This is a genomic window from Caulobacter sp. S45 (genome assembly GCF_009765965.1).
GTDB lineage: Bacteria > Pseudomonadota > Alphaproteobacteria > Caulobacterales > Caulobacteraceae > CAHJWH01.
The window spans coordinates 53,846-65,550 of sequence record NZ_LMUL01000013.1; the positions used below are offsets into that span (position 1 = coordinate 53,846).

An 11,705-nucleotide genomic window follows, 5' to 3' on the forward strand; every position below is an offset into this window, starting at 1 on the left:
CCATCAACTAACTCTCCGGACGGCAACTTTTGATTGCATATCGCGCCCGAAGCGCCACTTCAAGCGACGGTGATGGGTGACCATGCCGAGACGGGTAATTTTGTCCAATCTACCCCGGGAGCGGCCGCTGTAGCACGCCAGCAGGCTCTGTCCTCACCTCTGGCTTCCGATGGCTGAACTGGAGTCCGAACGGCTGGTGGCGCGGGCCCTTCGCGCCGGCGTACAGCTTACGCCCGCCGAAGCCCCGGTCGTCGATCCGAGTTTGATCGGCGGCGTGAGGCACTGCGTCGGCGCGCCGCCCTCGCGCAACCAGGTCGAGACGGCGCTGGAGCGCTTGGTCACGCTCTTGAATTCGCCGCAGGCCAGCCCCGACATGGGGCTCGTCTAGCTCTCTGGTCGCCGGCTGCGCCGCGCCGTAGCTGCTTGGTCGATGGCGGCTTTGTCGGGAGCGGCGGCCTTGGGGCGATTCAAGCGTCCGGTCCGGCAGAAGACGGAGGTCGGCTTTGAACGCAGAGCCGAGCGAGGGACAGAGGCCTATCTAGCCTCATCTCATCGCATGCACCTTAGCATTACGCCGGCGGACGAGCTGGTCCCCCCGGTCAACGACACCAGGGGGATGGCGGCAGCGTCGATCAAATCCACGCCATCGGGGAGATGGCTTACCAACCCAGCGGGCACCGCCACGTATTGAGCATAGGTCGCGTCGGCCATTGCGATCACGCGGTCGCCGCGCTTGATGTTTCGAACGTCGCTTCCGACCGCCCGCGCGACGCCGCTCACGTCCTTTCCTAGGGTCGCCGGCAAATCCAGGGGAAAATCCTTTTGTCTGGCGCCTGAGCGGATTTTCCAGTCGATAGGATTCACGCTCGTAGCCACTGACTCGATCAGCACCATGTCTGCGGCCATCACGGGCTCGGGCGCATCGAGCTCGAATTTGAGGGCTTCAGGGCCGCCATATTCGTAAAGCCGTACCGCTTTCATGACGTCTTCCTTCGGCCGCCAGTGGGGAGCTGTGCGTCCTTGGTGTTTTCGCCCAGCTTGGTCGCTAGCTAACTCATCACTTGGCCGGGGTTGCAACTTGGTGGTGGCTGCATTCAGGACGCCTAGGGCCTGAGGAGAGGAGGCGGCTGCGGCTTGCGAATTGCGCTGATGCGGCCGTTGCGCTCCAGCATCGCAAGATCGACGTCGCCCACGGCGCCGATACCCCGGAGGCGCAGGCTCTCCAAAAGATCGGCTTCGCTGATGCCTTCCTCGGCAAGGACATCGAGCTTCGCATCGCCATTCTGGATCACAACCTTAGGCCTGGCCTTGATCCAATCGGCGAGCGGTCCCCAGCGCAGCGTGGCGTACGCCAGAAGCCGGTGAAGCATTACTATAGTTAGTGTCGCGGCAAGGCTCGGGAAAACGTGGGCTCCGCCGATCATGATGCGGCTGAGATTGGATCCGACGATCAGGTAGACGATGATGTCGAGCGGAGCAGCTTGGGAGAACATCCGACGTCCCGCGATCCGGACGCAAACCACGCCAAAGGCGAACAGGAACAGCGCCCTCACTGAAAGCTGAATGGCGGTTTGATAGCCGTCGTCAGGGCCGATGAGGTCGCGGATAAGGTTCATTGCGACGGGTCGGCGCCCGACCATCCCGGCAAGCTCTTCGCATCGGGGCTTTTCGCGAGCTCCAAAGCGCTGACCAAGGCCGAGCCAAAGTCGGCCTCGACCAAGTGCGGCTTGATCCGCCGCCGCAAAAAGTCGGCCCAAAGGAATTCAAAGAAGGGAACGCTGGTCTTCGCGCATCCACCGGCCCGGATCAGCTCAGCGACCAGGCTGCGAAATGGATCGTCGACGAGTTCCGATATCGATTTGGGGATGTTGGACAGCGCGCGACGCTCGCCCTCAGCGTCGTAGGCGTGACACCAATCGCTGTTGTCGAGGAAGGTCCAGAACTCTTTCTTGGCGAGGTGGCTTAAATCCGCCTGGATGTAGACGCCCACAGCCCCGGCCTTTTCTTCCAGCAACGCCTTGGTGAAGTGGTGGTGATCGACGATGTAGGTCCGCCCTTTCGGGCCAAGCACCGCGGGCACGACGTGGCGCCGCAAGAGCTTGGTCCGTTCGGCGTCATCGGCGTCGCGCCACTGACGCCGTTTGATTTCGACCTCGCGAAATCCAACCGTCATTTGAGTGGGGCGCAGATCCTTGAGGGAGACACCGAAGGGAAGGGGATCCGACACAGGTTCAGTCCTCTTGGTACGGAGCAAAAACACCCGCGTTCCTTGTCCAACGGACCTTTGCTATAAGCGTTCCTTGTGGCGGCAACCCTCGCTGCTCGTCCCCACCTCCAAATTTAGGCTTCGTTCCGTCTCTGATGCCCAGGGTCGAAGGCGATGCGTGCGCAATGTCGTCCGGCCGCCCGCTGCACCTTCAGCGTGTCGATGTGCAGGTCCGGGATGTAGGGTGGTCGCGAGTCCGCTTGACCACCGGTTTCGGACGCAGGGCGTAGGGAAAGTCGAGCTTGGCCGGAACTCGTAATGTTGTGTGTGTGGAAGCCCCTGCCGATGCAAGGAGATTCTGAGGAGGTCGGGCGCGTAGTCGAGGTGAAGCGCTTGGCTTTGGTGGACCAGTCTGAGGGTTAGCTCCCGACGGCCTGAAGCGCTTGGCTTTGGTGGTCCAGTCTGAGGGTTAGCTCCCGACGGCCATGGAATGGATCGTGCCATGCCAACCGGCGGATCGCAAAGCATATTCTTGAGGCGACAGGTGGCCGAGGGCCATGTGAGGACGGCTCTCATTGTAGTCTCGCCGCCAAGCTTCGATCAGCTGGCGCGCCTCGGCGAGTTCTTCATTGGCTGGCTTTTCGACGAGGGAAACAGCGGCGACGTTTTCGACCATCGCTTGCTCGCGAGGTTGGCTGACATGAACATCGACTTGAGCTTTGACGTTTACGCGGACGAGCCTTCAGACCAGTAAGCCGACCCTCCCAACGTCCAACACGAGTGGATTTGAGACCTCCGCTATTGGGTGTACATACGTCGCTTTATAGGAGATGACTCTTGGCTGCGGACAGATACGCTGAGCTTCAGGTGAAATGGCGTGCCAACTGGCTGGGTTCTATTGAAGAAATTTCGAACCTCGAAATGCAGCGCGCAACCTGGCTAAATCCTGACAACTCAAATCCGCATTATACGTTCATTGAGTATACGTCCTGCTACTTCGATGGCCTCGTAGTGAACGAGGGTGATGGTGGCTATGTCGCCGCATTGCTGAAGGTCTTTTGTCAAGTGAGGAGGCTCATGCGGTTAAGAATTTCCATGAACTGTTTAGCCAATACGTTGCACCTAACGGTGATGACTATAATCACGAAGCGATACTGACTGACGAGAGCTGGCGAGCGGTCGTGCGGGCTGCTCAAGATGCGCGCAAGCCACTCGCGTCGTTGATCCGCGATCCGACCGAACTATTGTTACTTTCCGCGCCCTCCGATTACGCCCGCCGAGCTGCTAAGCGCAACACAGCCTCCTGAGGCCCCAGAGTCAGCATTGAGGTCGCCAGCACGTATGAGCGTGGGTCCCGAAAGTCGCCCTTCGCCACGTCCGCTATGCGGCTGTGGTAGTGAGTCCGGTTGCCCCCCCCAGATTCAGACGTTAGGCCGGAGCTTGGGGCCTCTCTTCAGGCCCGCTGGATGTCGTCTTTTCGGCAGAAGGCTTACGACCGCTGTGGGCGCCGAGCAGCCAGGCGACGCTCTATTCGCGGTCCTGGAGACCGGCCTCCCGCTGAGAGAAGCGTGAGCTCGATGAATGCATGGGAGAGCTTGCAGCTCATTGGTGACAGCTTAGTTCGCGCCGCGGTAGCCTCCGATTTTTCGGCCAGTCACAGGCGCCCTGTTTCAGGGTAGGCTGGACATCGCAGAAGCCTCGGAGTTCCCGATATGCCCCATTATGGCGACCTGCAGGCCACGATTTACGGTGCGGGATTGAGGGGCGTCATCCCCAAGCTGCCCGTGGACTACGCCGGTCTGGTGCGGCGGGCGGAAGCCGCGATGCCGCCTCAGGTTTTGGCCTATGTCCAAGGAGGGTGTGGGGACGAGTGGACCCAGGATGAAAACGCGGCCGCCTTTCATCACTGGGGCATGGTCCCGCGCATGATGGTCGATTGCTCACAGCGGGACCTATCGATCGAGCTGTTCGGGCTAAGGCTGCCTAGTCCTGTGTTTATGGCTCCAATCGGAGTGAACGGCATCTGCACCCAAGACGGACACGGCGACATCGCAGCAGCGACGGCGTCCGCGCTCACCGGCGTGCCGTTCTGCGCCTCCACCTTGTCCAACGACCCGATGGAAGTCGTGGCGAAGGCGCTGAGCCCATCGCCGGGGTTCTTCCAGCTCTACACGCCCCGCAATCGGGAGCTGGCGCAAAGCTTGGTCAGCCGTGCGGAGGTCGCGGGTTACAAGGCGCTTATCGTCACCCTCGACACCTGGGTCACCGGGTGGCGTCCACGCGACCTGAACACCTCGAACTTCCCACAGCTTAGGGGCGCTGTGTTGGCGAACTACTTCTCCGATCCCGTGTTCCGTTCTCTCCTGACCAAGGCGCCCGAGGAGGACCTCCCGGCCGCGATCGCGGCCTGGGCGAACGTTTTCGGGCAAGTGCTGACCTGGGATGACGTCACATGGCTTCGCTCGCTGAGCAGCATGCCTTTAGTACTCAAAGGCATTTGCCACCCGGACGATGCACGCCGAGCTGTCGAGAGCGGCGTCGACGCCATCTATTGCTCCAATCACGGAGGTCGGCAAGCAAATGGCGGCGTCGCCGCGATCGACATGCTGTCCGAGGTCGTGCGAGCCGCAGGCTCTACGCCCGTGCTCTTCGACTCGGGCGTGCGGTCGGGAAGCGACGTAGTCAAAGCCATCGCCCTTGGCGCGGCTGCAGTCGGGGTCGGACGACCTTACGTCTATGGCTTGGCCCTCGGCGGAGCGGAAGGCGCAGCGCACGTGCTCCGGTGTATTCTGGCCGAGGCGGATCTTCTCATGGCTGTGAACGGCTACCCCACGCTCAAGCACGTGCGCGACGAGGGAGCGCGAAGCCTGGTCCGTAGTTCTGGCCGGCTGTCAGCAATTTAGGGCGGTCAGGCCGCCACCTCTGGATAGTGGCGCGCCTGCAGACAAGGGACGTCGGCCTGAGACAGATGCTCCCTCCAGTCGGAGGTCAACTTCGGAGCCGTCGAGCTGGCGATCCCGAATGTCTCGAATCTGGAGCGGTGCTCGCGGCCACTATGGGCGCTCTCTAACTCCCGCTGGAATGTTGGGAAACACGCAGAACGTGTTTGGGTGCTAGCTTCTGGGTGTGAGAAATCTCGTCCGGGAGGCCCTCCTTGAACATTTGCATCAAGCGGTCGCTAGCCTCCACTGTCTGCAGTCTGCTAATCGCTGCTTCCGGGATGGCACGCGCAGAGGTCGAGCGCGTGGAGATCGTCTCTCGGACGCCCTGCACTGACTGCAAGACATTGCCGGACGCGCCGTATGAGACCCTGCGCGGCCGGGCCACCTTCGCCCTCGATCCCAATGCCCCCGCCAACGCCCGCATCGTCGATCTGAAGAACGCTCCGCGCGACGCGCGTGGGCGGGTGGTGTTCTCAACCGATTTCACTGTGCTGCGCCCGGTCCATGCGGTTGACTCCACTCTGCTGTACGACGTGAGCAACCGAGGGGAGCCGATCACGCGCGGCCTCGACTACGCCCTCGATCCTAAGGGCGCCCGCTTCGAGAACACGGGCTTTCTAGAGCGTCACGGCTTCACCGTCGTCGCTTCCGCTTGGGGCTGGGACGTTGCATCGGGAGCACGCGGTGACGAGCGGCTGATCTTCCAAGCGCCGGTCGCCTACGGCCACGGCGGCCCGATCACCGGTAAGGTGGCCAACGAGTTCACCGTCGACAAGGCGACAGCGGAGACGTCCTTTGCGGGTATCGAGGGTCGGGCCTACCCCATGGCGACGCCCGACGACCCGGCCGCCGTACTGACCGCGCGTCACCGCCCCGACGACCCACGCAAGCCCTTGCCGCGCAGCACCTGGCGGCTCCTGCCCGCCTCAGACGGCGGCGTCCCCAGCCACATCGCCTTAGACGGCGGGTTCCGGCCGGGAACCCTCTACGAGCTGACCTATATGGCGCGCGACCCGGTAGTGGTCGGCGCCGGGCCTGCCGGCATCCGGGATCTGCTGGCCTGGCTACGTACCCACCCACTGGAGGGCGCCCCGCCGCCTCGCCGCACCCTGCTAATCGGCATCAGCCAGACCGGTCGGCTGATCCAACAGATGCTCTATGAGGGTTTCGACCTGGACGAGCATGGGCAACGGGTGTTCGACGGCGCGCTGGCCGTGGTGGCCGGCGCGGGGCGGGGCAGCTTCGACGTACGCTTCGGCTTCCCCACGCGCGCCGCCAACATGGTGGTGGACCGCGACTACCCCACCGACATCTTCCCGTTCGCCACGGGTCCCACTCGCGATCCCGTCACTGGGCGAACAGGATCGCTGTTCGAGCGGGCGCACGGCGCCGATGGCGCCGCGCCCAAGCTGTTCATCGTCAACAAGTCTACGGAGTTCTGGGGTCGCGCGGCTTCACTGATGCAGACCACGCCGGACGGCCGCGCCGACGCGCCGCAGGATCCGGCCGTGCGCCTTTACCTGCTAGCGGGCATGCAGCATTTCCCAGGCGGCGAACGTGAGCGGGGCGAGCGGGTCAACTGCACCGATCCGATCATGGATCTTCCCTACCTGCGCGCCCTGCTCATCAACCTCGATGAGTGGGTGAAGGGTGCAATACCGCCGCCTAGCGCCTATCCCCGTCTCTCCGGCGGCGGCTTGGTAAGCGTGGCCGAATACGACCGGCTGTTCCCCAAGATCAATCGCCTGACCCCACCCATGGCCGCCTTCACGCCGCTGAGGCTAGACTTCGGTCCAAGGTTCACGTCCGCTGGGATCGAGGACAATGTACCGCCCGAACAGGGCGCGCCGTTCGCTGTGCTGGTCCCCCGCCCAGATCCAGACGGGACCGACGCTGGCGGCCTTCAACCGGTGGAGCTGCGCGCGCCGCTCGGGACCTATACGGGCTGGAACCCGATGGGGAGCGTCACGGGCTTCGGCTGGGCGCTGGACCGATTCCAAGGTTCGTTCCAGCCCTTCGCGCGTACCGAGGCGGAGCGGCGGGCTGCGAACGATCCGCGCCCCTCCCTAGAGGCGCGCTATCCGACGCGCGCGGCATTCCTCGCCGCCGCCCGCCTCGCGGCGGCCAAAGCGGTGGCGGATCGCACTCTGCTGGCCGAGGACGGCGATGGGATTGTCAGCGCGCAAGGAGCCTTCTACGACCGCATTCTAGCCCATCCCCCGGGTGACCAGAGCTGCGCCTATCTGCGCCCGAAGCCGCCAAAGAACTAGCACTGCCCGCGGTTGGCTGGGAAAACGGCCGAACCGCCTAAAGGCCCCATTGGGGGCCGTCGGGCGATGGCTTGATCTCTATTGGCTCGGCGTCCGGGCCGCCGAATGTCGTGTTTCCGGAGGAACTGCCGAGTCCGTTACGGGCGCAAGGAGGCGAATCTAACGCCTGCTCAAGTAACGTTGCGCTTGATCGGCGAGATCACTTCCAGAAGGTTGCCCCAGGGATCGGCGAAGAAAGCCAGGCGTAGTTGCAACGACTCGACGTCGTGGGGCGCGCTGACGATTTTGACGCCGCGGCGCCTGAGTTCGTCGACTGTCGCGTCCACGTCGTCCACACGGATTCCCAGGTGGTGCCACCCCGACAGATTGTAGCTGTCGTGAAAATCCTCATACCGCGGGCGTTCGGCCGCGCCCGGACCGGCCAGGATTTCGAAGCTGAAGCTGTCGTCCGTGGCGGGCGCAATGAAGCCAAAGGTCAGCTTGCCGATGGAAACCGACTTCAGCAGCCGGAAGTCGAGCGTACTGGTGTACCAGGCCACAGCTTCGTCGAAGTCGGGCACGCGGATGCCGGCGTGATCGATCCTCCAGGATGCGAACGGACTGGAGGTTTTGGCCGTAGGCGGTGTTTTTTCCGGTTCTGGCATGGTGTTCCTTAGAAATCCGATCAGGGCCATCCTGACGCCGGCTATGAGAGCAAGTTGGCCTTTGCCCAGGAACGGATGGTTTCAGCGAGTTCGAGCTTCCGTTCGAGCGGCAGCCAATGACCGGCCGGCTGATGGGTCGCCGACAGATTTGGGCAGGCTTGACGCATGGGCTCTCCGATGCGGCCGCGGCTGATGTCGCATAGCCCGTCAAAATCGCCGTTCACGAACAGGACGGGTTGGCGCAGGCGCCCTCCGTCGGGCGCGGTCTGGGCATAATCGATGTTGGCGGCGTCATTCAGGTACCAGGCGTTGCCCGGGCGAAAGCCGGTCGTTCGGAACGCCGCAACCAGAGCGTCGAAGTCTGCAGGCGGCCAGAGCGCAGGGTCCGGCGCGACCGCCGGGGTGCGATGCGCCGAACCGAACCACCCTCCGTTTTTCGTCACCAAGGCGGAGCGGTAGACTTGCCCTTTGGAGGCAGAGTTCCCAGACCGGTAGATCGCCGCGAGGGTGGCGGGGATGTCGGCGTCGAAGTCGCTCACCGTCTGGTCGAAGTGAGTGACATAGAAGCGGCAGTAGTCCCACTGGCCGTCGGGATACTCGTCGGTCGGGTAGAGCTTCCGGTCCACCAGGGGCAGGAGATTGGCTAAGGCGAAGCCGTCTGGGAAGTAGGGAACGGACACCAACACGACGCCCCGGCTGAGCTCCGGATGGTGCGCGGCCAAGGCCCCGGCGACGGGGCTGCCCAGGTCGTGGCCGACCCAGACGGCCGGGCGCGCTCCCAGGTGGTTGTGAAGCTCGACCATGTCTTGGACGATCTCGCTCAGGGCGTAGGCCTCGGATGCCGCCGGGGCGGATGAGCCGCCATAGCCCCTCATGTCGGGGGCGATACAGCGCCAGCCCTCGGCGGCGAACACCTCCATCTGCACACGCCACACCAGGCCCATCTCGGGCCAGCCGTGCAGGAAGATCATCAGCGGCCCGTCGGATGGACCGGCCTCCAAATAGCGTGTCGTGTGACGGAGAGTGGCCATCGTTCGCGCGGCCAAGGTTGGCGCAGGTCTCGGATTGCGGCCGGGCGGGTGCTTGGTCATGGATCGCCCCCTATGCCGCACTGACCGAGCGGGCGAATGCGATCAGGTCCTGGTTCACCCGAGCCGTCGCTTCGTGCTGCACCCAATGGCCGACGCCATCCAGCCCGACATAGCCGGCTAGGCCGGGGCACCGCTCGCGCAGCTTGGCTTCCGTCAGCTGGTAGATGGGGACCAGGCCGTCCGCCTCGCCCCAGATGAAGTAGGAGGGCTGGGGGATCTTCGCGCCAAGGTATGCGCCCGACAGGTCGAAAAAGGGCTGAACCGCGCGATAGTAGTTGAGCGCGCCATGGAAACCGGTGCGCTGGAACTGCGCGACGTTGTGCGCGAGATAATCGCGGTCGATCCAGGTGGGAAAGGGATCGGGCGCCTTGCGATGCAGGCTGCGGGCGGGATCGAAAGGATTCCAGGCCTGCGCCGCGGGCGCGGACCCCGAGGCCCAATAGAGCATGCCCGGAATGGTGACCGCCGCGTCCGCCCAGATCTGGTCGGCGTCGGGCCGGATTTGCTCGAACATGTAGAAGTCGTCGCCGTGGCCGGCGGCCTTCATGGCGTCCAGCACGCTGGCCTTGCCGCGGGGCGAGTAGGGGACGGCGAGACAGAACACAGCCTTGAACCGATCGGGGCGCATCATGGCGGCGTTCCAGGCCACGTTCGCTCCCCAGTCGTGGCCCACGACGATGGCCTGTGGAATCTGGAGGGCGTCCAGCAGGCCGACGAGGTCGCCGACTGTCTGGAATGGGGTATAGAGCGTCGGGTCATCCGGCGCCGAGGAGCCGCCGTAGCCGCGCATATCCGGCGCGATGGCGCGAAAACCGGCGGCCGCCACCGCCTGCATCTGCTGACGCCAAGTATAGGCCGTGTCTGGAAAGCCGTGCACGAACAGGATGGCTGGCCCTTCGCCAGCCTCGGTTACATACAGATGGACGCCGTTCGTGGCGATGTCGGTCTCTTTGATCGCAAGCATGGCGTCCTTCGTTTCCGCGCGGGCGGCGCTGTGCAAGGCCAGAGTCACTCCAAGGCCCAAGCCAGCGGCGAGAATGGACCTGCGTGACGACGCAAAACGACCAAACACGGGGGCTCGGGCGGCTTCAAGCTCAATGCGAACCACGTCGCCTCCTTAGGGGCGACCGCTCAGGGTCGCCCGGAGAGAATGGCGGCTACCAGGTCGAGGCGTAATCTCGTAAAGTCGGGAGCCTTCCTTCCATTTTCCGGAAACAACGATGGATCGCCTGGAATCCATGTCGATCCTCTTGGCTGTCGCCGAAGAAGGAAGCCTGTCGGCCGGCGCCCGGCGTCTCAACACGCCGCTCACGACCGTCAGCCGGAAGCTCTCGGACCTGGAAGCTTATCTGAAGGCCCAGCTGCTGACTCGATCGAGCCGCAGAATAACCCTGACCGATGCCGGCAAATCCTACGTCGCCGCCTGCAAACGGATCCTCGAGGAGGTGGTCGAAGCGGAGCGCGCCGCCACGGGCGAATATACGGCGCCCAAGGGCGAACTGCATGTCACCGCGCCCATCGTGCTGGGCCGTTTGCATCTGGTCCCAGTGCTCGCCGAGTTTCTCCAGGTCTACCCGGACATCCATGTTCGTCTGACGCTCAGCGACCGATTGATCGACCTGGCCGACGAAGATATCCACGCCGCCCTTCGCCTGGGAGACTTGCCGGACAGCGCCCTGATCGCCGCACGGGTCGGCACGATCCATCGTGCTTTCGCCGCCAGCCCTGGCTACCTCAAGATTCGCGGCGCGCCGCGGACGCCAACCGATCTCGCTGGCCATGATTGCGTGGGGGTGCAGGGATTCACCGGGCCAAGCTTTTGGAGCGTTGCGGGCGACCCTGAGGTTCCGGTTCGCTATCGACTGATCGTGAATTCAACCGACGCTGCGTGCGATGCGGCCAAGGCGGGCGTCGGGATCATCTCTGTCTTTTCCCACCATGTCACCTCGTCGTTCCAGAACGGGAGCTTGGTTCCGGTCCTGCCGGACTTTGAGCGGCGCACGCTTCCCCTAAGCCTGGTGCACACGTCGGGAGAATATCTGCCTTTGAAACTGCGAGCCTTCCTGGATTTCGCGACGCCGCGATTGAAGGCTCGGTTATCCGCCGCCCGCGATGACTTTTTGGCGGCTACCGCGAAGGGTTGACGTCGCCGTGCGCGTCAGATGGGCAAGTATCGGCGCCCATACCCTGAGCGCTCCTCCCGAACGCCGTCGCCGGCGATGTCCGGAACGGGAGGCGTAATCTCGTCCGGATTACCCCAAACACCTGCCGTCCAGGCCGGCTCAAAACGGCGGTCCTAAGGCCAGTCACACGTCTGGAATCCGGCCGAAAGGTTTCGGCCGCTATGGGCGCGATCTCTCCGCTAGACCGTCTTAGGGGACGTAGATAGGAGGGCCGGCCTACAGCGACCAGCCCTCAACCTTACAACGTGATCAGGCGGCCTTTGGCTTCGGGCCGCGCTTGGCGCCGGGCGCTTTCACTTCAGGAGCCGGCGCGGGAGCCGCCTTGCGACCCAAGCCGAGGCTTTTGGCTAAGGACGACCGTTGAGCCGA

Annotated in this window: 11 protein-coding genes and 1 pseudogene; 5 read left to right on the forward strand and 7 right to left on the reverse strand. The window is 63.8% G+C overall.

Annotated features, from left to right (window positions below):
• Nucleotides 1-169: 169 nt before the first annotated feature.
• Complete coding sequence (locus GSQ87_RS07160) at nt 170-388, forward strand: hypothetical protein (protein WP_158914753.1); 219 nt, start codon at nt 170-172, stop codon at nt 386-388.
• A gap of 161 nt (nt 389-549) precedes the next feature.
• Here the strand turns inward: GSQ87_RS07160 and GSQ87_RS07165 are convergent, their stop codons facing one another.
• From GSQ87_RS07165 to GSQ87_RS07180, 4 genes and pseudogenes are all read right to left on the reverse strand, one after another.
• Nucleotides 550-981, reverse strand: a complete 432-nt coding sequence (locus GSQ87_RS07165) for an alcohol dehydrogenase catalytic domain-containing protein (protein ID WP_158914755.1) — start codon at nt 979-981, stop codon at nt 550-552.
• A 122-nt stretch (nt 982-1,103) separates the two neighbouring features.
• Nucleotides 1,104-1,616, reverse strand: coding sequence for a DUF421 domain-containing protein (locus GSQ87_RS07170; RefSeq protein ID WP_158914757.1), 513 nt, complete (start codon nt 1,614-1,616; stop codon nt 1,104-1,106).
• A complete protein-coding gene (locus tag GSQ87_RS07175) occupies nt 1,613-2,227 on the reverse strand; it encodes a ParB-like protein (protein WP_158914759.1) in 615 nt (204 codons plus the stop codon). The genes GSQ87_RS07170 and GSQ87_RS07175 overlap by 4 nt, the downstream gene beginning before the upstream one ends.
• A gap of 448 nt (nt 2,228-2,675) precedes the next feature.
• A pseudogene (locus GSQ87_RS07180) lies at nt 2,676-2,834 on the reverse strand (integrase core domain-containing protein); the annotation flags it as partial.
• A 209-nt stretch (nt 2,835-3,043) separates the two neighbouring features.
• Between GSQ87_RS07180 and GSQ87_RS07185 the strand changes: the two are divergent.
• The 3 genes from GSQ87_RS07185 to GSQ87_RS07195 all read left to right on the forward strand — a co-directional run bounded on the left by GSQ87_RS07185 (nt 3,044) and on the right by GSQ87_RS07195 (nt 7,418).
• A complete protein-coding gene (locus GSQ87_RS07185; protein WP_158914763.1) occupies nt 3,044-3,364 on the forward strand; it encodes a hypothetical protein in 321 nt (106 codons plus the stop codon).
• Nucleotides 3,365-3,918: 554 nt separating this feature from the next.
• Nucleotides 3,919-5,109, forward strand: coding sequence for an alpha-hydroxy-acid oxidizing protein (locus GSQ87_RS07190; RefSeq protein WP_158914765.1), 1,191 nt, complete (start codon nt 3,919-3,921; stop codon nt 5,107-5,109).
• 341 nt (nt 5,110-5,450) lie between these two features.
• Nucleotides 5,451-7,418, forward strand: a complete 1,968-nt coding sequence (locus tag GSQ87_RS07195; protein ID WP_158914767.1) for an alpha/beta hydrolase domain-containing protein — start codon at nt 5,451-5,453, stop codon at nt 7,416-7,418.
• Nucleotides 7,419-7,588: 170 nt separating this feature from the next.
• Here the strand turns inward: GSQ87_RS07195 and GSQ87_RS07200 are convergent, their stop codons facing one another.
• Genes GSQ87_RS07200 through GSQ87_RS07210 form a run of 3 tightly spaced genes read right to left on the reverse strand, consistent with a single transcriptional unit; the run spans nt 7,589 to nt 10,117 of the window.
• A complete protein-coding gene (locus GSQ87_RS07200; RefSeq protein ID WP_216839108.1) occupies nt 7,589-8,092 on the reverse strand; it encodes a VOC family protein in 504 nt (167 codons plus the stop codon).
• Nucleotides 8,093-8,103: 11 nt separating this feature from the next.
• Nucleotides 8,104-9,153, reverse strand: coding sequence for an alpha/beta hydrolase (locus GSQ87_RS07205; RefSeq protein ID WP_158914769.1), 1,050 nt, complete (start codon nt 9,151-9,153; stop codon nt 8,104-8,106).
• Between the two features lie 10 nt (nt 9,154-9,163).
• Nucleotides 9,164-10,117: an alpha/beta fold hydrolase gene (locus GSQ87_RS07210; RefSeq protein ID WP_158914771.1), complete on the reverse strand. Its 954-nt coding sequence runs from the start codon at nt 10,115-10,117 to the stop codon at nt 9,164-9,166.
• A gap of 256 nt (nt 10,118-10,373) precedes the next feature.
• Between GSQ87_RS07210 and GSQ87_RS07215 the strand changes: the two genes are divergently transcribed.
• The gene (locus tag GSQ87_RS07215) at nt 10,374-11,297 is read left to right on the forward strand and encodes a LysR family transcriptional regulator (protein WP_158914773.1); all 924 of its coding nucleotides are present in this window, start codon (nt 10,374-10,376) and stop codon (nt 11,295-11,297) included.
• The last annotated feature ends 408 nt before the right edge of the window (nt 11,298-11,705 follow it).